The following is a 20,699-nucleotide window of genomic DNA, read 5'->3' on the forward strand; positions in this document are numbered from 1 at the left end:
CGTTCCCTATTCTAAGTACATTTTACGAAATTGTTTTAAATCACTTTGACTAAAACCAAGCTCTTTTTTAAAGAAAGAGTCAAAACTTCCCCAACCTTGACGAATGGTTTCGGTAATACCTTTAATGGCAGTTCCTTCGCCTTTAGTTACGTTCATTTTAGCAATCATCGAAGAAATTTCACCATTACTTGGCAGATTACGCGAAACAGCAAAGTCATAGAGCTTATTAGTTAATAAATAGTCGCGGGCGATCATATCATCATTAACCCCTAAAGCCATCAGAATTAGTGCAGTTGTCATTCCAGTACGGTCCTTTCCCGCGCTACAATGATAAACTAAAGCCGCATCTGCTGGTAATTCTAGTAAGTTTGCAAATACCTTAGCGAATTCATCCTGACTATGAGAATTAAGCAAAGTTCTCTGATAAATCTGACCAATAAAGTTGTCTTTAAAGTCGGGAAAATGGTGAAAGAAGCGATAAAGTTTATTTTCTCCTTTATCTTCACTCACATTATTTGAATATAAAGGAACATCAACATATTTTACTCCTGACCAAAGATCGTCAGGCGAAGAATTCTTTTCATAGCTTGAACGCAAGTCACAATCAACAGTAACGTGCAATTTAGCTAATTTAATTTTATCTTTATAGGATAAGGAACTAAGTGAATCAGAACGATAAATTTTGTTCCATTTAACGCTTTGGCCTTTGTCATTTTTATAACCACCAATATCTCTAAAATTGAGTGCTCCATCTAAAGTCACGATTCGATTATGTGGCATAAAACATCACTCCTTTTAGTTTTTTGCAAACGCTAACATATAACTTCTATTATAACATTTATTATAGTCAGAAAAAATACACTAAAAAACGAGAAGCACTTGCTTCTCATTTTCATAATTATTCTCCATGTGCAAAAACTTGAGTAGCTTTTACCGCTTTTTGCCAACCATGATAAAGACGTTCGCGTTCATTTTCACCCATCCGTGATTCGAATGCTTGTCCAATGACAAAGATATGCTTGATTTCATCAATATTTTGCCAGTATTTCACAGCTAGTCCTGCTAAAAAAGCAACTCCCATTCCTGTAGTTTCTAGGACTTTTGCCCGTTCAATTTTAGTATTTAAAATATCGGACTGAAATTGCATTAGGTAATTGTTGTTGGAAGCACCGCCATCTACGCGTAAAATTGGAATTTCAATTCCGGAATCTTTTTGCATGGTATCCATTACGTCCCTAGTTTGATAAGCCAAGGACTGTAAAGTCGCTTTAATTAAATCATTATTTGTTGTTCCACGTGTAACACCAAAAATTGCTCCTCGGGCTTCCGAATCCCAATAAGGTGCACCTAAGCCTGTAAAGGCTGGAACCACATAAACTTCATTTTCAGATACGGACTTTAACGCGGCTGCTTCTGATTCAGGAGCAGTCTTAATCATCTTCATCGAATCTCGCAACCATTGGATTGCTGATCCCGCTACAAAAACAGATCCTTCCAAAGCATAATTAATTTTACCGTTAATTCCATAAGCAATTGTCGTTAACAAATTATTGTTAGATTCAGTTGGCTTGTCTCCTGTGTTCATCACAATAAATGACCCAGTCCCATATGTGTTCTTTACCATCCCTGGTTTTAGGGCAAGTTGCCCAAATAAAGCGGCTTGCTGGTCACCCGCCATTGCTGCAATAGGAACTTCTCCCCCAAAGTAGGTATAGGGCTTGGTATATCCATAGATTTCAGAATTAGATTTAACTTCTGGCAAAATCGCTTGAGGAATATTAAGCAATTTCAAAATATCTTCATCCCACTTTAAATCATGAATATTATAAAGCATAGTTCTAGAAGCATTGGTGTAGTCAGTCACGTGAACTTCTCCATTGGTTAACTTCCAAAGAAGCCAGGTATCAATGGTTCCAAATAAAAGCTCACCTTTTTCTGCTTTTTCTTGCGCGCCTTCAACATGATCCAAAATCCATCTGATTTTTGTGGCACTAAAATATGGATCAATTACTAGACCCGTTTTTTGACGGATTTCTTCGCTGTAACCTTCTTTTTTTAATTTTTCTGCTAAAGCTGTTGTCTGACGTGATTGCCAAACAATTGCATTATAAATGGGACGACCTGTTTTTTTATCCCAGATAACCGTAGTTTCACGTTGATTAGTAATTCCAATACCTGCAATTTGATCGGGACGAATTCCTGAATCAATAAAAGTGGTTGCAACTGTAGTTTGGACTGCCGTCCAAATTTCTTCCGCATTGTGTTCTACCCAGCCAGGTTCAGGAAAATATTGCGGAAACTCTTTCTGCGAACTCGCTACTTCTTTTCCTTCATGATCAATAATCATTGCACGCGTTGATGTAGTCCCTTCATCAATCGCCATTATATATTTTTCTGCCAAAATCAAGACTCCCCTTAAGAAAACGTTTTCTTATTATTTTAATGTTTTGTGTCTTTTGATAAAAGTATTTTTTTGCCTTAATACACACTTATTAGTTATACTTTATATAAGTTAGAAATTAAGGGGGAACAACTTTAATGACTCAAGAACCAATTGCAGTAACAATCGCAGGAAACGACAGTGATGGAAGTGCAGGAATGCCTGCAGACCTCCACTCTTTTTACGCACGCGGCGTATATGGAATGGGACTTTTGACCGCAGCCGTTGCTGGTAACACCACCGGGATTTATGCCCAACAAGTAATGCCAGTTGACTTCATTCAAAAGCAATTCGATGTTTTAGCTGATGATTTTGATATTAAAGCTGCTAAAACTGGGATGGTTGCCGATTCTGAAATTATGAACTGCGTAGCTGACAATTTAGAAAAATATGATTTTGGTAAGATTGTTATCGACCCAGTAATTTCAACCAAACATGGGAACACTTTAATGGACGATGATTCTTATAACACTTTCATCAACCGCTTAGTGCCCCTGGCTGATGTGATTACGCCAAACTTTTATGAACAAAAGAAGCTTACGGGCCTTGAACTAAACGATATCGAAGAAGTTAAAAAAGGCGCCAAGATGCTTCAAGAGATGGGCGCAAAGAACGTCATCATGAAGGGTCGTCATGATGGCAGCAGCGACGAAGTAGTGGATCTTTTGTTAACTGAAGATGGTGAATTCCATACTTTTGTTAAGCCTTACTTTAAGACTGACCGTGTAAACGGTACTGGCGACACCTTATCAGCTGTGATTGCGGCGGAACTTGCCAAAAATACTCCGCTTCTGGAAAGTATTAAGATCGCCAAGGAATTTACCTACAATGCAATTTCTCATCCAATCGAAGTCGGATCAAAATGGGGACCAATAAATCACCTAGCAGCTCAAAAAAATAACTAAGATAAATAATTAAGCCGATCTTAAGATTGGCTTATTTTTTGCCTATTGATCAGCTTTTGAGTATACTAAAATCTATATATCAAAACAAGGAACGAGAAACGATGAACGAGAATTTGATTAAGATTGCTTATTTATATGAAGATCTCATGAACACTTATGGTGACTCTGGTGATGTAAAGATCCTCAGCTTTTTGTTGAAACGTCAAGGCTATGATACTCAGGTAGACAATATTTCACTTGGTGATGAATTCAACGCTTTTGACTATGACTTTGTCTTCTTCGGTGGGGGACAAGATTTTGAACAAACTGTTGTGGCCAAGGACTTACCACGCCACAAGTTAACTTTAGATAAATACATTAATGGTGGTAATCCAATGCTCTGTATCTGTGGTGGCTACCAATTAATGGGCGATTACTACAAGACTAATTCTGGTATAACCATTAAAGGTTTAGGTATTTTACCCCTTCATACTGTTTTTAAAGCAGATAAGCGTATGATCGGGGACACTCGTTACATGACTGAATGGGGAGAAGTTACCGCTTTTGAAAACCACTCAGGTCAAACATACTTTGATAACACTAACAAGCTTCATCCCTTGGGTGAAATGATTGAAGGCTATGGCAACAATCCTCAAGATCATGTTGAAGGACTACGTTATCGCAATTTCATCGGTTCATATTCGCATGGTCCACTTCTTAAAAACACCAATGTCGCAAATGCCATTGCGGAAATGATCATTAAACGTCATCAAGATCGCATTAGCGACGAAAACGCTGTAAAATAAAACACTTTATAATCAATAAAACCTCATAGTAGCCTACTTTTATAGTTAACTACTATGAGGTTTTTCTCTATTCAATTTTATCTACTTTCTTAATTTTACTCTTAGGTGTGATATTCAAAGCTAATACACTAATAATTACTAACAATGTACCTATCCAGTCAACGGGCACCATTACTAAGTTAAAAATCAATACGGATCCGACTGTTGCAGAAAGCGGCTCAAATGCATCAAGCAAACTGACTGTTGCTGGTTTTACATAACGTAGGGCATTTGCCATTACTTGAAACGGAATGATAGTTCCAATTACAATAATTGATCCTGTAAGCAGCCAAACATTAGGTTCATTCGGAATAGCTGGCCAATGCGGATGAAGCAAGACAAGTCCCAATCCTGCCATAACCATCCCCCATCCAGTCACTACCATACTCGAAACTCTCTTAACAATATTGACAGGAATCAAAGTATAACTTGCTTCCCCCACAGCAGATAAAAGGCCCCAAAACAAAGCTGCTGGCGTAATTGCCAATTGATTAAAGTGACCATGCGTTGACAGCAAAAAGACGCCCATAAAAGCCAAAATTGCCGCTAAAATATCCAAGCGTCGCATAACTTGTTTATGAGTAAAAGTTAGAAAACCAATCACAAAAAATGGCCCAATAAATTGCAAAATAGTTGCAACAGAAGCATTAGCCTGCTTGATTACAATAAAATAAAAAAGTTGAACTGGTAACAGTCCACATAAGCCGTAGGCTAAAATAACCCAGGCGTTATGCTTATTTTTAAGTGTCACAATCGGCTTTTGCTTTGAAATCCCTGCAGCTATCAATAAAACAACTCCAGCCGTAATTAAACGCACTTGCGTTAACCACAGTGGAGTAATAGCTGGACTAATATCAAATAAAGCTTTAGCCATAATACCAGAAATACCCCACATGGTAGCTGCAATCGCTGCTAAAATTGTCCATAATCTGCGCTGTTTTTGACTTACCATAACTTATGCTCTTTCTTGCTGGTGAACTTTTCTTGATTTTTTCTTTTTAGGTGAAACATTCAGTGCCATAGCCGCCACTACAACCAAAATTGAACCAATCCAGTCCATTTTTGTCATTACTAAGCCAAACACCAAGACTGAGCCAATTGTGGCTGAAAAAGGCTCAAATGCGTCTAGTAAGCTAGCTGTTGAAGGTTTAATGAAACGGAGAGAATTTGTCATTAATTGAAATGGCACAATCGTCCCAATGATAATAACGGCAATCGTACACCACCATACATTAGGTTGATTAGGAATGTGCGGCATTTGGGGATGCACTAAAAGTAAACAAATTCCTGATGAAAGTAGTCCCCATCCAGTTACAACTAGACTTGAGACTCTTTTTAACACCCCAATTGGAATCAAAGTATTGGTTGCAACTCCAACTGCTGAAAGTAACCCCCAAAAAAGTACTGAGGGACTCAGTGCAAAGTTGTTAAACTTTCCATGAGTTGCAAGTAATACCACACCCAAAAAAGCCGCAATTGATGCAATAATATCCATTTTTCGCATTACTTGCTTGTGGGTTATCGCCAAATATCCCATTACAAAAAACGGTCCAATAAATTGCAAAATGGTCGCAATTGAAGCATTAGCCTTTTGAACCACAATAAAATAAAACAATTGCACGGGTAATAATCCAAAAACACCATAGGCAATTATTGTTAAAGCATCACGCTTATTTTTCATTGTTGCAATAGGCTTTTGTTTCATAATGCCAGCCACAATTAATAAAATTATGCCCGAGACGATCATTCTGATTTGTGACAACCACATTGGTGTAATATCTGAGCTTATATTAAATAACTCTTTAGCAAATAAACCTGAGACTCCCCACATTACACATGCTAAAGCAGCTAAAAATGCCCACAATCTCCGCTGTTTTTGCGTTATCATCCTTATTCCTCTTTTCTAACTTACTAATAATAACACGAAAACAGCTGCCTAAAAAGACAGCTGTCAAATTCAAAATTCTTATTTATTCATTTTCTTCATCAGCATTTTTGCGTTTTTTGTATCTCACAATGCACATAATTCCATCAGTTAAACAATAGGCAAAATAGAGCAAATAAAGTGGCCAGAGTTGTGGCATAATTACGCAAAATACAATCACTACTAATAAAATTATGATACATAAACCTGCAGTAATTAAATCGCATTTTCTAAATAAACCAGTAATGCCTGAACCAAAAATAATTATGGCAAATATCGCATAAAAAAACGATCCATTTTGTGAAACGCTACTGCCAAATACCTGACTAGATAATAATAAGGCAATAATCAGAAAAAAGTAGCGTAACGATTTTTCAATTTCCTTCATTAATTCTTACTTCTTCTTTATTTTTCACGATCTAAAACGAATGGACTAAGCACGCCCACCACTAAACCATAAATAAAGTATAACCGATAAATGTCCGCTTGTTCAGGATGACGAATCCACAAGATAAAGGACATAACGGCCAAAAGTGTGCCCAAGAAAAGGGTTGAAGCCATGTGACGATTAGCAAAAAAGCTGACAGCACTACCTAATGTAATCAAAAGTAATAAGCTGAATACAACCACGATTAATGGACCACGAGTTTCCACGTCGAAATCTAACATTCTAGCGCCTGTGAACAATTGCCAAATCATAAAACCTGCCAAAGCTAAGCCTGCAAGTAGAATAATTAAGCGCACAATCCATACTGCCATCTTTTTCAATTACATCAACCCCAATCTTTAAATTAGTAAAACTATAGCTGATTTTCTGCATGGTAGCAAGCTTTTGCGCGAATTCTAATTTTATTGAAATTACTTTTTCAGAAAAATTAAAAGAGAGGTTAGATGGGGACTAAGCCATCAACCTCTCGGATTAGGAAACTTTATAATTTTTTGAACTACCGTCTTTATCTATTAAATTTCTTGTAGTTCTTGATGTAACGCTTTGCAACGCCCATCATGTGAACACTGATCTTACTTTGATCATTCTTTAAGCCACTGAAGCTTACACCAAAGTACTTAGTCTTTGCGTCAAAGCCTTGTGAGCTACGTAATCCAAGCAAGTCACCAGCGTGTTGCCATTCCGTATATCTTGAAGCTTGGTTTACTTGGGAATCATCACCCCAGTAACCACCGAAGATCATTTGCTTTACATTGAAGTAAATTTGGTTCTTCAAAGCTGCCATACTACGAGTTTGACCATTGTATTCACTAGTAATTGGTAACCCTGCTTCGTCTTCGTAAACTTGACCTACAGTTGAGTTAAGGCCTGATTGCTTTGCAGCACGTTCAATACCTGGTACATAGTGATCTGAGTCCCAGCATGAACGATTGTTATCGTAGTATTGCTTAGCAGTACGATCTGCAAACTTCAAAGCACCCTTCTTATAGGTCCAAGCTTTTTTACCCATTTGTCTACGGGCCGAGTTAATAAGGCCCATAGTAAAGTGGCTGAGTTCAACTTTGTCATTCCAACTAAGGTTAGTTACAGTGACAATGCGAGTTCTATCTGAAGGATCAGTGTCCATCCACTTATTTTGCTTCATACCAGCCATTGAACCCTTAATTAACTTATTCTTGTCTGAACCAGACATACGACCTTGATTGGCTTTTAAAACTCTGCTCTTAGTGTATCCAGCTTTCTTGGCAGCGCTCATATTAATAGTAGCTGCGCTAACTTCTTGAGCTGAAGCATTAGTCCCTACTTCATTGCTCATCATTCCACCAGCCATCAAACCGACAGCAACACCAAATAATGCTAAAAACTTAATATTCTTTCTCATTTTCCTAATCCCCTAATCTACTATAAATAACCATTTGCTATGTTTTTTTGAATTGATTAAAAGAAGTAGTCGGTTTCTTTTTTCAATTCAATTAGTCCTATAAGTCTCTTCATCTATAAGGATAGCAGGGTTAAAGGGAATGTCTATGAAGATATATATTAAATAACAATGTTATTACTATACATAACCATTGTTATTTTCTACTCATGCATAGTTTTAAGTTTCATCACACCCGTTATGAATAACTATACAAAGTTAAATAATTTTCGATTTTTTTATTTTTTTAAAAAATATATACTAAAATACATTATTATAATAATTGTTATTTAATTTAGATAATTATTTATTTCTTAAATTCAATGATACCAAGGTCTACACAAGCTAAATTTCTTATATCTATATAAATATGTAAAATAAAAAACAAGCTATACAGAAGCTTGTTTGTATTATTTTAGTTCGACTTGTTATTGTTATTTCAGTATCTTTCCATTAAAAACATTACAAAAAATGCAACTTGATCAGTTGCATTCATATACGACTATTCTAATCCGAGTTTTTCAAAAATCTCATCAACGTGGCGTAAGTGATAGTGATAATCAAAGGCATCATTAAGATCTTCTTCTGAAAGATAATTCATAATCTCACTATCTTCAACCAATTTTCTAAATGAAGTTTGTTCTTGCCATGACTTATTAGCAAGCTTTTGCACCATATCATATGCTTTTTCACGAGAAAGGCCAGCTTCATCAATCAATTTCAACAATAAACGTTGTGAATAGATCAAACCGTAAGTGCGGTCCATATTCTTGAGCATGGTTTCTGGGAAAACATCTAAATTAGTCAAAATACGGTTAAAGCGATTAAGCATATAGTCAATTCCGATAGTTGCATCTGGCAAAATTACACGTTCCGCGCTTGAATGAGAAATATCTCTTTCATGCCATAAAGCCACATCTTCATAGGCTGGAACCATAAAACCACGCATGACTCTCGCCATACCACATAGATTCTCTGAACCAATTGGATTATGCTTGTGAGGCATTGCAGAAGAGCCCTTTTGACCAGCTCTAAAATGTTCTTCTACTTCGTGAATTTCACTTCTTTGTAAACCACGAATTTCAGTAGCCCAGTTCTCAATACTTGTTGCAATTAATGCAATAGTAGCAATGTAGTAAGCATGTAAATCTCTTGGCAAAACTTGGCTAGTAATTGGTTGTTGAGTTAAGCCTAATTGCTTTAAAACGCTAGTTTCAACTGCTGGTGGCACATTAGCAAAGGTCCCAACAGCACCAGAAATCTTGCCAGATTCTACATCTTTAGCTGCTACTTTAAAGCGTTCAATGTCACGGTTAATCTCGGCATACCAGCGAGCAAGCTTCAAACCAAAAGTGGTTGGTTCTGCTTGAACTCCGTGAGTTCTCCCCATTTCAACAGTGTATTTGTACTTCTTAGCTTTTTCAGCAATAGTTTCTTTTAAAGCTTCTAAATCTTTCAAAATGATCTCATTAGCTTGCTTTAAAATATAGCCTTGTGCAGTATCAACAACATCAGTTGAAGTTAAACCGAAGTGAACCCACTTCTTTTCTTCACCTAAACTTTCAGAAACGGTTCTAGTAAAAGCAACCACATCATGATGAGTAATTGCTTCAAGTTCTGAAACACGTTCAACTGTAAAAGAAGCATTCTCAGCAATTTTCTTAGCATCTGCTTCTGGTACTTCACCAAGTTCTACCCAAGCATTAGTTGCGGCAATTTCCACCTTCAACCAAGCAGCATATTTATTTTCTAAGGACCAAATTTTGCCCATTTCTGGGCGAGTATAACGTTCAAGCATAAGTTACATTTCCCATGGATTCTTCAATACAATAGTTTGTTCACGGTCAGGACCCACTGAAACAGTGACAAGTGGAGCGCCAACTAATTCTGAAACACGATTCAAGAACTTCTTAGCATTTTCTGGAAGATCTTCCCACTTCTTCACTTGGGTAATATCTTCTTCCCATGCAGGAAGTTCTTCATAAACTGGCTTACATCTGTACAATTCCTTCAAACTTGCTGGGTAGTAGTCAATCTTTTCACCATCAAGTTCATAAGCAGTGGCAATCTTGATCTTGTCAAAGCCTGAGAACACATCAAGCAAATTCAAGCTTAAGCCATTAATACCGGCAACACGCTTAGCGTGACGAAGAGCAACTGAGTCAAACCAACCAACACGGCGTGGACGACCAGTAACAGTACCGTATTCATGAGCAGTTTCACGAATTCTGTCACCTACTTCATCAAGAAGTTCAGTTGGGAATGGGCCTTCACCAACACGAGTAGTATAAGCCTTACATACACCGATAACAGTCTTTAAACGGTTAGCACCCATTCCGATTCCGGAGCAAATACCACCGGAAATAGTATTAGATGAAGTTACGTATGGGTAGGTACCTTCGTCGATATCGAGCATTACACCTTGCGCACCTTCAAAAAGAACCTTTTCATCTTTGTCTAAAGCATCATTAACAAGAACAGAGGTATCAGTAACGTACTTCTTCATCTTTTGACCATATTCTAAGTACTTTTCAAAGATGTCTTCAAACTTCAAAGCAGGTTTACCATAAACCTTAGTAAATAAAGCATTCTTTTCAGCTAAATTTGCGCGTAATTTTTCTTCAAAAGTATCTCTTTCAAGCAAATCACAAACTCTGATACCAACTCTAGAAGCCTTATCCATGTAACAAGGACCAATACCATTCTTGGTAGTACCGATCTTCTTGTCACCCTTTGCTTCTTCTTGATATTCATCTTGTAGGATATGGTAAGGCATAATAATATGGGCACGGTTAGAAATCTTAAGCTTGCTGGTGTCGATTCCTTCTTTTTCCAAGTTATCAAGTTCACCAAACATAACTTCCGGATTAATTACAACTCCGTTACCGATTACTGCACCTTCTTTAGCAGCAAAAATTCCGGATGGAATAAGACGCATTTTAAAAGTTTTACCATCAATATCAATAGTGTGGCCTGCATTATTTCCACCATTAGAACGTACTGCCATTGAAGCTTCTTTACTTAAAAAGTCAGTAATCTTTCCTTTACCTTCATCGCCCCATTGGCTACCTACAACTGCAACTGCTGTCATTTCTAACTTCACCTCATAAAATATCTATAAATGTTACGTGAGATATTCTAGCAATTAAAAAAATAATAGTCAATGTGAAATCCGAATTATCTTTATTTATCCAAAAAGCATAGTTCGCTATTTTTCTTGACAAGAGGTATTTTTTAACTTATAGTTACTCTCGTTTGATAATAGATTTAATTAAAGGGAGATCAACCAGCGTGAGTAACTATTTTAGCATGGAAGCCTTTGACTATGATGACATTCAACTAGTTCCTAATAAAGGAATTATCAAAAGTAGAAAAGAAGCAGATACTAGTGTTAAATTTGGAAACCGAACATTCAAGATTCCAGTAGTACCTGCAAATATGGAGAGCGTTATTGATGAAAATCTAGCAGTCTGGCTAGCTGAGAACGGCTATTATTATGTAATGCATCGTTTTGAGCCAGAAACTAGAATTGACTTTATTAAACGGATGCATGAAAAAGGATTATTTGCTTCAATCTCCGTTGGGATTAAAGATGACGAATACAAATTTATTGATCAACTTGCAAAAGAAAATGTTATTCCTGAATACATTACTATCGATGTTGCTCATGGCCATTCAATTTTTGTCATTAAAATGATTCGCTACATTAAGGAGAAGTTGCCTGATTCATTTTTAACTGCAGGAAATATTGCCACTCCTGAAGCAGTTCGTGAACTAGAAAATGCAGGTGCTGACGCTACTAAAGTTGGAGTAGGTCCTGGTAAAGCTTGCATCACAAAGCTTAAAACTGGATTTGGCACTAGCGGCTGGCAATTAGCAGCACTTAGAATGTGTTCTAAAGCTGCTAGCAAACCAATGATCGCGGATGGAGGAATTCGTCATAACGGTGATATTGCTAAATCTGTCCGCTTTGGTGCAACAATGGTAATGATCGGCTCAATGCTAGCTGGTCATGAAGAATCCCCAGGAAATATTATTAAAATTGATGGCAAAACTTATAAACAATACTGGGGATCTGCTTCTGAAGTCCAAAAAGGCGCCTATCGCAACGTTGAAGGTAAGCAAATGCTTGTGCCATATCGTGGCTTTATCAAAGATACTCTTCATGAAATGCAAGAAGACCTTCAATCCTCTATTTCTTACGCTGGTGGCAAAGATTTAAATGCGATTAAGCTAGTGGATTATGTGATTGTGAAAAATACTATTATGGATGGCGATTATTAAGAAATTGGCTGCTTTTAGCAGTCTTTTTTATTTTTTCTAAAAAATACTAGTGACAGCATAAAATTTTATGTTATACTATTGAAGTTGAGTGACGCGCCCTTAGCGCAACTGGATAGAGTGTCTGACTACGAATCAGAAGGTTGAAGGTTCAAATCCTTCAGGGCGCACTTAATTAACGGGAAGTGGCTCAGTTTGGTAGAGCACCTGGTTTGGGACCAGGGGGTCGCAGGTTCGAATCCTGTCTTCCCGATAATTTTTAGGCAAGTACGAAAAAAGTACTTGCCTTTTTTGTTTTTCTCCCTTAAAATTAGTTTCAATAAATTAAAGAGCGATGAAAAAGACGAGTACATAATTCATTCTTTAAGTGAGTCAATGTTAGTGGGAAATTGGCAGACCCTGAATTATCGAAAAACACTTTGAGCTATTTCACTGAAATCTTAGTAAGTTGAAACGTCACCGGCACGTTACCACACCGGTAGAGCATGATAGTGCTCTATTGAGTAGGTCTATGTAATAGACAATTTGGGTGGTACCGCGGAAAAAGCCTTTCGTCCCTTGAAAAATGGGAGATGAAGGGCTTTTTCTTTACTCCAAAAACATATAAGGAGAACTAAAAATGGAATTAATTTTACCTAAGGATTATCACCCAACTTTAACTGTAAGAGACACTGAAGCTGCAATTGTTTATATTCGTGAAACTTTCCAAGATCTCTTATCTAACAACTTAAACTTACAACGTATGTCTGCGCCAATGTTTGTTGGAAAAGATACTGGTTTAAACGACAATTTGAACGGAGTTGAACGACCAGTGAGGTTTGATATGAAGGCAATGCCAGAAGAGCCGATAGAAATTGTGCACTCACTGGCTAAGTGGAAGCGGATGGCACTTAAGAAATATGGTTTTGGGATGCATGAAGGTCTTTACACCAACATGAACGCCATTCGCCGCGACGAAGATTTAGACAACTTCCACTCCATTTATGTTGATCAATGGGATTGGGAAAAGATTATTTCCAAAGAAGAACGTACCGAAGAAACTTTAAAGGCTACTGTTGAAACAATTTTCAAAACTATTAAGCAAATTGAAAAAGCAGTCGCTAAACGTTATCCAGGATCTGTTTACCATTTAGCTGATGAGATTTACTTTGTTACTACCCAAGAATTGGAAGATCGCTGGCCTGAACTTACCCCAGAAGAACGTGAAGATAAGATTACCAAAGAGAAAAAGGCAGTCTTCTTAATGAAGATTGGTGATAAATTAAAGCGTAGTGGCGAGCCTCACGATGGTCGTGCACCCGACTATGATGACTGGCAATTAAATGGTGATATCATGTTCTGGTATGAACCTCTTCAACGAAAAATCGAAATTTCTAGTATGGGTATTCGTGTTAGCGAGGAAAGCTTACGTGAACAATTAAAGAAGGCCCACTGTGAAGAGCGTGCCGAATTACCATTCCACAAGATGCTTTTAGAAGGAAAACTTCCTTACACCATTGGCGGCGGAATCGGTCAATCTCGTTTATGTATGATGCTCATGAAGAAAGCTCATATCGGCGAAGTACAAGCAAGCACTTGGCCACGAGAAATGATCGAAGCTTGTGAAGAAGACAATATTGAATTACTTTAAGAAAAAAGTCCATTCGGACCTGTTAAATCAAAGGTCACAAATGGACTTTTTTATAAAAATTATAAATTCTCTACTTAACTGTAATATCGCCTTCTTGAGACTTTACAGTTAAAACATTCTTGCTAGCAGTGTGCTTCTTATAACTAGAACTTGCGTAGCGATTGCCATTAACGGCAATACTACCCTCTTCTGTTGACAAGTTATATCCGGTAAACTTAGTCTCCGAAACGGCTACATCCCCTTCACTGGAACTTGCATGCAAGTTTTTATCAATCTTGCTATTCTTCAACGTAATGTCGCCTTCTTCAGAACTTAATTCACCCGAGGTCATCTTGGCATCCCGCAAGGTAATATCCCCTTCTTCGGACTTTAATTGGCCTAAGTTCATGTTTATTCCAGTCGCAGTAATGTCGCCTTCTTCAGCTTTGATCTCCAGCTGAGTCAATTTAACAGCTTTAGGAATAATAATCACTATTTCAGAAAAATTATTCCTAGAACTGACATTGCCCTGTTGCTTGACAAAAAGCTGTCCATTCTTAATTTCTACACTAGGCTCAATCTTTTTACTGCCATGATATTTAACTTGATAATTTTTACCAGTTTGAATAATTACATCACTATCGCTGGTATTAAGAAGCACATTATTAAATGCTTCATTAGTCAAAATCTTGCTAATATTATCCGCCTTTTTCTCACTCTTCTGTATAGTGCATCCCGCAATTAAAACCATCACGAGCGCCACCAGAACTAATAAATACCTTCTCTTCATTTTTTCCATGAACTTCACCTTCTTCACTTCAATTATAAGCAAAAAAGCCCCAGTAAGCTAAAACCGGGACTTTTTCTATTTTTCATTTTTTCTTTCATATCTAGAAACAAATGACATGAACAATGGTAAAATTACAAAGCCAAAGACCATCATTGCAACGGCATACCAGTTAACGACTGTCTTGCCATTAACTACCACACCAAATTGAGCTTTCCAGTTATATTCAACGAGTAAGAAGATTACGATAATCACTGACAAAACAGGAATTACCACGTCGGTCCAAACGTTTTTATCTGCATCAAGGATTTCTTCTTTGCTTTTTCCTTGATAAAAACGAATTACAGCCAAAGGCACAATGATAAATCCTAAAAATCTAACCATCGCGCTCAACGTGATCAAGTTAAACATGCTGTATTGGAAGGCCATTGGAATTAAAATCGCCAATAAAACCGAGATAAAGAATGTCCGAATTGGGAAATTATTCTTAGTTCTCTTAGTTAATGATTTAGACAATTGGTTTTCGCGAGCCATTGCTTCCAAAATTCTTGGTGCATTGAAGCTAGAGGCAACATTGATCCCAAACATGGAAACCAAGGCGCCCACCAAAATAATATCTCTTAAGATTTCATTTTTGAAAATTGCAGCAATCGCAACAACTTGTTGAGTTGTCATCAAAGCCTTAGGATTCAAAATCATCGCAACGGCAACAACGCCAATATAGATGACAGCAATTACAAAAATTGCTAGAGGAATCGCACGCGGCAAATTCTTCTGTGGATCTTTCATATCTTCTGACCCAGAAGCAACTGATTCAAAGCCAGTAAAAGCATAAAAGGCTGACACAATTGCCATTACAAAAGTTGTCATGGTCAAAGTTGGAACAATGCGGTGGCCATTTTGAGTGATTGTATCAACTTCGCTCATATTACTTGAGGCACCCGTCGCAATCAACAAAATCACTCCAGCTACAATGATCAATACCAAGGCAGCTAACTTACCAATTGTGGCCAAGTTCATTACGTATTTAACAACTTTTTGCCCAAATAAATTGATCACAGTGATAATTGACATCAGAATGATAAAACCGACTGTTACAGTTAAAAAGTCTTCTGAATTACCACCAAAAATTGAAATTGTAGATCTCACAACCCCAACGGCCATTACTCCCCAGGCAACACTTGCTGAAAAGTAACGCACAATTCCCATATAAAAGCCAATTTTATCACCAAAAGCAGCCTTGGCATAAGCATAAGCCGCACCGGATTTGGTGACATATTTAGCAGCTGCGGCAAAAGAAATGGCTAATACCGCCGCAAAGATAGCTGCAATAAAATATACCAAGAGTGCCCTTGAACCAGCTTGTTGAACTACGCTAGCTGGCGTCAAGAAAATTCCTGAACCAATAATCGCGTTAATCGCCAACAACACTATGGACCAAAAGCCTAGTTTATCATTTTCTTTTTCACTCATAATTACCTTCTATTTTGCGTTATCGACAACCCACTTGAATAAATTGTTAATAAATTTATATTCTGGGTTATTATGCATCATTTCTGGGTGCCATTGAACCCCCACCACTGTACCGGCTGAATTCTCAATTCCTTCTACCACGCCATCAGGAGCCACGGCTACCCCGCGTAAATCAGGCGCTACACGATTAATCAACTGATGGTGGAAAGAGTTTACCATGAAGTTAGTCTTACCCAGAATAGAGGCTAATTTACTGTCTTCCTCAACTTGCATCCCATGAGTTGCCAAACTTGGATCGTGCCCTTGCATATGTTTCAAGGTATGCTCTGGACGATAAGATAGATCTTGATAAAGGGTTCCACCATGATAAACATTAATAATTTGAGCTCCACGACAAATTCCTAACACAGGAATTCCCTTTTCTTCAGCTAATTTAAGTAATCGCATATCAAAACGATCACGAGCAGGCCAAGTTTTACCCAATTTTTGTTCAGGCTCTTCACCGTAAAGATGAGGATCTACATCGTGACCCCCAGATAAAATTAATCCTTGTACATTATCTAATTGCTGCTTGATTACACCATCATCCTCAGTAAATGGAATAATGAATGGCACACCGCCATTTTTAACTACTGAATCAATATAATCTTCATTCACATAACTACGATGATAACCTGGAAAGATTCCACCATCATCGATGATCACAGAACCGGAAACTCCAATAAGTGGTTTTGTCATAAAAAAGCCCCCTAATTTAACTTATTTTTCATAAGTTCATTATAAAGTTTTTAATGAGAGTAAACAACTAAAAAACAAGCTCACCTTAACGATAAGCTTGTTGTGCATTTTATTTTTGTTTTTTGTGACGGATAACATAAATTACTGCGGCCGCAATTAAGAATAAAGCTCCAACAGTTACTGAAATTCGAGTATCCGGATTGATAAACATGAAAATCACAATGATAGTTAACATCAATAATGCAAAATAATTTGAATATGGATAGAGTGGTAACTTAAATGGATGATTCTTCATTAAGTGTGGATTCTTCTTTCTAAAACGAAGTTCTGCAAGTAAGATCACGAACCACGCTACCATCCCTGGTAAAACGGATGAACTATATACTACAACAAAGATATTAGCGAGTGATTTATTAAAGAATTGAATCAAAACATTGATCATAAAACCAATGAAAATTCCGCCAGTAATTCCCCAAATAGCATGGCTTGGAACGATATGCTTTGAAACATATCCGAAAGTCTTTGGTGCTTCACCTTCATGAGCCATCTTATATAACATTCTACTTGAAGAATAAATCCCAGAGTTTGCTCCAGAAAGTGCAGCAGTCAATACAACAAAGTTAATTACAGATGCGGCTGCAGTAATTCCTACTTTTGCAAAAGTATTTACAAATGGAGAACCAATGCTTGCAACTTGATCCCATGGATAAATTGTAACAATTACAAAAATTGCTCCCACATAGAAAATCAAAATACGCCATAAAACAGATTTTACGCTTTTAACAATGGCTTTTTGAGGATTAGCAACTTCTCCTGCAGAAATACCAATTAACTCAATTCCCTGATAGGAACCTACAATAATGGCCATCGAGAAGAGGAACCCTTTAACTCCTCCTGTGAAGAAACCACCATGGCTCCACAAGTTAGAAAATCCAATTGGATGGCCACCATTACCAAACCCAAACAAAATAACCATGAAGCCCAAAATAATCATTAAAATAATCGTTACAACTTTGATCATCGCAAACCAGAATTCCAAAGTTGCATAAGCCTTAGCACTAGCTAAATTAGCCAAAAGCAAAAAGACGATAATGATAATTCCAGCAATCCAATCGGAAGTTCCCTTCCACCAAAAACGTAAATATTCGGTTGTAGCCACAACTTCTGAAATACCAACTACGATATATTGAAAAACGTTGGCCCATTCAGCCAAATACCCTGCAATGGGATGGACATGTTCAGAAGCATAATCCGCAAATGAACCTGTTCCTGGATCCACATACAACATTTCTCCTAAAGCTCGCATAACGATATATAAAATTAGCCCTACAAACATGTAAGCTAATAGTACTGATGGACCAGTCCATTTAATTGTGGAAGCCGATCCCATAAACAGTCCAACACCAATCGCTCCCCCAAGGGAGATCATTTCCATTTGCCCAGCAGTCATCGATCGTTTTAACTCGGGCGCCTTCTTCTTACTCATAAATGTATCCCTCTCAACTTATTTCCCTGGAAATAGTCTAATTCATCCTAACCTTAAGCTTTATGCTTTTCTACAAAACCATAGATTCCCCATAAGATTGCAATAAAGACAGCCGATAAAATAAGTGGCAATCTTGTAGAAGGAATAAAGAATAAAATTACTAACACTGCAAAATAAAAGACAATTGTAATCCAGCTCGTAATTGGATACCCTGGCATTCTAAAACTGCCAAGATTATCTTTATTCTTTTGACGATATTTAATGTGTGCCCACATAATAATTATCCAAACCACCACAAAGTTGATAGTTGAAACTGTAGATACAATGTCAAAAATTTTAGCTGGCATCAAATAATTCAGAATAACGATAACAAACAAAATTAGTGATGAAGTGGTTAAAGCGTTATTAGGAACTGCCTTATTACTTAGTTCACCAAGTCTCTTGGGAGCATTTCCACCACGAGCTAGTGAGTAAAGTGAACGACTAGTTGAAAAAATCGCACTATTAGTAGCTGACATTGCCGCAGTTAAAACGACAAAGTTTAAAATTCCCGCTGCTCCTGTAATTCCAATTGCTCCGAAAACTTGCACGAATGGACTAGAACTCGTTTTTATTTGATCCCATGGATAAACAGACATAATTGCAAGCATTGATCCTACATAAAAAAGTCCAATTCTCACTGGTAAAGTATTGATAGCTTTTGGAATGTCTTTTTCAGGATCAGCAGTTTCACCAGCTGTAAGCCCCACAATTTCTACCCCAACAAAGGCAAAAACTACCATTTGAAAGGACATGAAGAAGCCCCAAACTCCAGTTGGGAAAAATCCCCCATGATTTACTAAGTTAAGCAGGGACACTGGGCGCCCTTCTACTTTTGTTCCTAGCAATAAAAGTACAGCCCCAGTAAGAATTAAAGCTACAATGGCAAGAACTTTAATCATTGAGAACCAACTTTCAAGTTCACCAAAAAGTCCTACATTTACCATATTAACGAGCATCAATAACACAACAATTACCAATGGCCCGACCCATTGTGGCATTGATGGGAACCAATACTTTAAATAAATCCCTGTGGCGGTCAAGTCAGCCATCGCCAAACTGAGCCAACATGCCCAGTAAGTCCATCCTGCAACAAATTCTACGCGATCGCCCAAGTATTCCTTAACAGCATCTAAAAATGAGTGTTTTTTTGTATCCGCTAAAATTAATTCTCCCAAGGCTCTCATCATGAAAAATGTGATGATCCCGACGATTAAATAAGACAATATAATGGAAGGACCAGCACTGCGAATAGCCGAACCAGAACCCAAAAACAGTCCTGTACCGATGGCACCTCCAATCGCAATCATCGTAACATGGCGGCTTTTAAGCCCTCGTTTCAGTTTATTCTCTTCGCTATCCACATTCTGCGCCTCCTTATGAAAAAGGCACCTCTAGTAATCGAAACTTTACTAAGGCGCCGTTTCATTAATCTTGAATTGTTTTTTCATTATAAAAATTTTAATGAAAATTGTCAATTACTAAAATTAATGGTATTTACTAAAAATTATCATTTTTAACTCGATTATTCCAATAAGTAGTAAAAATAACCACAATCGCTAAGAGGATTAACCACCACAAATCGCTGACCAAAAAACCAGCCATATAACCTAGTGGAATCCAGCCCAGAAGGACAATTGCCGTGAGCACCCATGCTAGCATCCCGCGGTAAATCTTGAGCCAGTTTAAAACAATATAAACTAAATCTAAAATTGCCAGAATAATGAAGCCCCAAATAGTCACATTTTGTCCCCAATCAGGCATCCCTGCAATTGAACCACCACTAACTGCAAGAACCATAACCGTCAAAAACGCAACATAGGAAAAAACAAATGTAATAAATAAATGTAAAAATACCAAAAGAACATTAGGGCCATCTTTAAAGCTATCAAGATTGAAGTAGATCAATCCAATAATGGCAGGAAGGGCACATAACACTCCTCGCGTCATAATCCACCCTGCACCATCAGTCGGAATTCCCAACGGAATCCCAGCCATTGATTGAGCAAGTGACAACACAAAGGTAATAACTAAAGCAATTTCCATTACCGGTTTAGCCCATTTTTGACTTTTAAGTAACCAAAAAGTAATTGCTGCAATGAAAAAGAGCAAGCCATAAATTACAGCTAAGACTGTCGTCTTTCCAGGAAAATTAATAATTATTGCAATTAAGCCATCAATAATTGATAAAATCGTCAAAACAATCTTAACTGCAAACTCAAAACGATTAGTATGCATAATTCTTATCCCCAAACTAAATAAACTTTTTACCTATAATAATTATACAAGTTTGAAGACAACAAAAAAGGATATTCCCTGGGGAATATC

General features: G+C 37.4%; 19 protein-coding genes, 2 tRNA genes and 1 other annotated feature. Of the genes, 6 read left to right on the plus strand and 15 right to left on the minus strand.

Annotated elements, in window-relative coordinates; genetic code table 11:
• Positions 1 to 6: 6 nt before the first annotated feature.
• Positions 7 to 780, minus strand: coding sequence for a tyrosine-protein phosphatase (locus KBW87_RS07560; protein WP_057808946.1), 774 nt, complete (start codon positions 778 to 780; stop codon positions 7 to 9).
• Between the two features lie 118 nt (positions 781 to 898).
• Positions 899 to 2,401: a glycerol kinase GlpK gene (glpK, locus tag KBW87_RS07565; protein ID WP_057808948.1), complete on the minus strand. Its 1,503-nt coding sequence runs from the start codon at positions 2,399 to 2,401 to the stop codon at positions 899 to 901.
• Positions 2,402 to 2,538: 137 nt separating this feature from the next.
• Between glpK and thiD the strand changes: the two genes are divergently transcribed.
• Together thiD and KBW87_RS07575 are read left to right on the plus strand one after the other, a co-directional pair.
• Entirely contained in the window at positions 2,539 to 3,345 is an 807-nt protein-coding gene (gene thiD / locus KBW87_RS07570; RefSeq protein WP_004040225.1) for a bifunctional hydroxymethylpyrimidine kinase/phosphomethylpyrimidine kinase, read from the plus strand.
• A gap of 101 nt (positions 3,346 to 3,446) precedes the next feature.
• Positions 3,447 to 4,130 carry a type 1 glutamine amidotransferase gene (locus KBW87_RS07575; RefSeq protein WP_057808950.1) on the plus strand — a complete coding sequence of 228 codons (684 nt, stop codon included), beginning with the start codon at positions 3,447 to 3,449 and terminating at the stop codon, positions 4,128 to 4,130.
• 67 nt (positions 4,131 to 4,197) lie between these two features.
• Here the strand turns inward: KBW87_RS07575 and KBW87_RS07580 are convergent, their stop codons facing one another.
• From KBW87_RS07580 to KBW87_RS07610, 7 genes are all read right to left on the minus strand, one after another.
• Entirely contained in the window at positions 4,198 to 5,121 is a 924-nt protein-coding gene (locus tag KBW87_RS07580) for an EamA family transporter (protein ID WP_057808952.1), read from the minus strand.
• A 3-nt stretch (positions 5,122 to 5,124) separates the two neighbouring features.
• A complete protein-coding gene (locus KBW87_RS07585; protein WP_057808954.1) occupies positions 5,125 to 6,057 on the minus strand; it encodes a DMT family transporter in 933 nt (310 codons plus the stop codon).
• Between the two features lie 82 nt (positions 6,058 to 6,139).
• Positions 6,140 to 6,481, minus strand: a complete 342-nt coding sequence (locus tag KBW87_RS07590) for a hypothetical protein (protein WP_004040192.1) — start codon at positions 6,479 to 6,481, stop codon at positions 6,140 to 6,142.
• Between the two features lie 17 nt (positions 6,482 to 6,498).
• Positions 6,499 to 6,852 carry a hypothetical protein gene (locus KBW87_RS07595; RefSeq protein WP_004040191.1) on the minus strand — a complete coding sequence of 118 codons (354 nt, stop codon included), beginning with the start codon at positions 6,850 to 6,852 and terminating at the stop codon, positions 6,499 to 6,501.
• 194 nt (positions 6,853 to 7,046) lie between these two features.
• Complete coding sequence (locus KBW87_RS07600; protein WP_057808957.1) at positions 7,047 to 7,922, minus strand: SEC10/PgrA surface exclusion domain-containing protein; 876 nt, start codon at positions 7,920 to 7,922, stop codon at positions 7,047 to 7,049.
• A gap of 538 nt (positions 7,923 to 8,460) precedes the next feature.
• Complete coding sequence (gene purB, locus KBW87_RS07605) at positions 8,461 to 9,756, minus strand: adenylosuccinate lyase (protein ID WP_057808959.1); 1,296 nt, start codon at positions 9,754 to 9,756, stop codon at positions 8,461 to 8,463.
• Positions 9,757 to 9,759: 3 nt separating this feature from the next.
• Positions 9,760 to 11,049, minus strand: coding sequence for an adenylosuccinate synthase (locus KBW87_RS07610; protein ID WP_057808961.1), 1,290 nt, complete (start codon positions 11,047 to 11,049; stop codon positions 9,760 to 9,762).
• Positions 11,050 to 11,249: 200 nt separating this feature from the next.
• Between KBW87_RS07610 and KBW87_RS07615 the strand changes: the two genes are divergently transcribed.
• From KBW87_RS07615 to asnA, 4 genes are all read left to right on the plus strand, one after another.
• Entirely contained in the window at positions 11,250 to 12,242 is a 993-nt protein-coding gene (locus tag KBW87_RS07615; RefSeq protein ID WP_057808963.1) for a GMP reductase, read from the plus strand.
• Between the two features lie 93 nt (positions 12,243 to 12,335).
• Positions 12,336 to 12,409: transfer RNA gene (locus KBW87_RS07620), tRNA-Arg, on the plus strand.
• A 9-nt stretch (positions 12,410 to 12,418) separates the two neighbouring features.
• A tRNA-Pro gene (locus KBW87_RS07625) sits at positions 12,419 to 12,492 on the plus strand.
• Positions 12,493 to 12,564: 72 nt separating this feature from the next.
• Positions 12,565 to 12,801 (plus strand) — a binding site (T-box leader).
• Between the two features lie 57 nt (positions 12,802 to 12,858).
• Positions 12,859 to 13,869, plus strand: a complete 1,011-nt coding sequence (gene asnA, locus KBW87_RS07630) for an aspartate--ammonia ligase (RefSeq protein ID WP_057808965.1) — start codon at positions 12,859 to 12,861, stop codon at positions 13,867 to 13,869.
• A gap of 70 nt (positions 13,870 to 13,939) precedes the next feature.
• Here asnA and KBW87_RS07635 read toward each other — a convergent pair whose 3' ends face one another.
• From KBW87_RS07635 to KBW87_RS07660, 6 genes are all read right to left on the minus strand, one after another.
• Positions 13,940 to 14,647, minus strand: a complete 708-nt coding sequence (locus tag KBW87_RS07635; protein WP_057808968.1) for a DUF4097 family beta strand repeat-containing protein — start codon at positions 14,645 to 14,647, stop codon at positions 13,940 to 13,942.
• Positions 14,648 to 14,713: 66 nt separating this feature from the next.
• Entirely contained in the window at positions 14,714 to 16,108 is a 1,395-nt protein-coding gene (locus tag KBW87_RS07640) for an APC family permease (protein ID WP_057808970.1), read from the minus strand.
• 9 nt (positions 16,109 to 16,117) lie between these two features.
• A complete protein-coding gene (locus KBW87_RS07645) occupies positions 16,118 to 16,846 on the minus strand; it encodes a gamma-glutamyl-gamma-aminobutyrate hydrolase family protein (protein ID WP_057808972.1) in 729 nt (242 codons plus the stop codon).
• A gap of 109 nt (positions 16,847 to 16,955) precedes the next feature.
• Positions 16,956 to 18,332 carry an amino acid permease gene (locus tag KBW87_RS07650; protein ID WP_004040042.1) on the minus strand — a complete coding sequence of 459 codons (1,377 nt, stop codon included), beginning with the start codon at positions 18,330 to 18,332 and terminating at the stop codon, positions 16,956 to 16,958.
• Positions 18,333 to 18,385: 53 nt separating this feature from the next.
• Positions 18,386 to 19,681, minus strand: coding sequence for an amino acid permease (locus KBW87_RS07655; RefSeq protein WP_157055107.1), 1,296 nt, complete (start codon positions 19,679 to 19,681; stop codon positions 18,386 to 18,388).
• Positions 19,682 to 19,871: 190 nt separating this feature from the next.
• Entirely contained in the window at positions 19,872 to 20,609 is a 738-nt protein-coding gene (locus KBW87_RS07660; RefSeq protein WP_057808976.1) for a hypothetical protein, read from the minus strand.
• Positions 20,610 to 20,699: the final 90 nt, after the last annotated feature.

Source organism: Lactobacillus intestinalis (genome assembly GCF_024397795.1).
Classification (GTDB): Bacteria; Bacillota; Bacilli; order Lactobacillales; family Lactobacillaceae; genus Lactobacillus; species Lactobacillus intestinalis.

Coding starts and splice junctions, on each gene's coding strand:
- KBW87_RS07560 (WP_057808946.1), bottom strand. CDS start 780: ATGCCACATAATCGAATCGTGACTTTAGATGGAGCACTCAATTTTAGA.
- thiD (WP_004040225.1), top strand. CDS start 2,539: ATGACTCAAGAACCAATTGCAGTAACAATCGCAGGAAACGACAGTGAT.
- KBW87_RS07575 (WP_057808950.1), top strand. CDS start 3,447: ATGAACGAGAATTTGATTAAGATTGCTTATTTATATGAAGATCTCATG.
- KBW87_RS07580 (WP_057808952.1), bottom strand. CDS start 5,121: ATGGTAAGTCAAAAACAGCGCAGATTATGGACAATTTTAGCAGCGATT.
- KBW87_RS07585 (WP_057808954.1), bottom strand. CDS start 6,057: ATGATAACGCAAAAACAGCGGAGATTGTGGGCATTTTTAGCTGCTTTA.
- KBW87_RS07590 (WP_004040192.1), bottom strand. CDS start 6,481: ATGAAGGAAATTGAAAAATCGTTACGCTACTTTTTTCTGATTATTGCC.
- KBW87_RS07595 (WP_004040191.1), bottom strand. CDS start 6,852: ATGGCAGTATGGATTGTGCGCTTAATTATTCTACTTGCAGGCTTAGCT.
- KBW87_RS07600 (WP_057808957.1), bottom strand. CDS start 7,922: ATGAGAAAGAATATTAAGTTTTTAGCATTATTTGGTGTTGCTGTCGGT.
- purB (WP_057808959.1), bottom strand. CDS start 9,756: ATGCTTGAACGTTATACTCGCCCAGAAATGGGCAAAATTTGGTCCTTA.
- KBW87_RS07610 (WP_057808961.1), bottom strand. CDS start 11,049: ATGACAGCAGTTGCAGTTGTAGGTAGCCAATGGGGCGATGAAGGTAAA.
- asnA (WP_057808965.1), top strand. CDS start 12,859: ATGGAATTAATTTTACCTAAGGATTATCACCCAACTTTAACTGTAAGA.
- KBW87_RS07635 (WP_057808968.1), bottom strand. CDS start 14,647: ATGGAAAAAATGAAGAGAAGGTATTTATTAGTTCTGGTGGCGCTCGTG.
- KBW87_RS07640 (WP_057808970.1), bottom strand. CDS start 16,108: ATGAGTGAAAAAGAAAATGATAAACTAGGCTTTTGGTCCATAGTGTTG.
- KBW87_RS07645 (WP_057808972.1), bottom strand. CDS start 16,846: ATGACAAAACCACTTATTGGAGTTTCCGGTTCTGTGATCATCGATGAT.
- KBW87_RS07650 (WP_004040042.1), bottom strand. CDS start 18,332: ATGAGTAAGAAGAAGGCGCCCGAGTTAAAACGATCGATGACTGCTGGG.
- KBW87_RS07655 (WP_157055107.1), bottom strand. CDS start 19,681: ATGATTGCGATTGGAGGTGCCATCGGTACAGGACTGTTTTTGGGTTCT.
- KBW87_RS07660 (WP_057808976.1), bottom strand. CDS start 20,609: ATGCATACTAATCGTTTTGAGTTTGCAGTTAAGATTGTTTTGACGATT.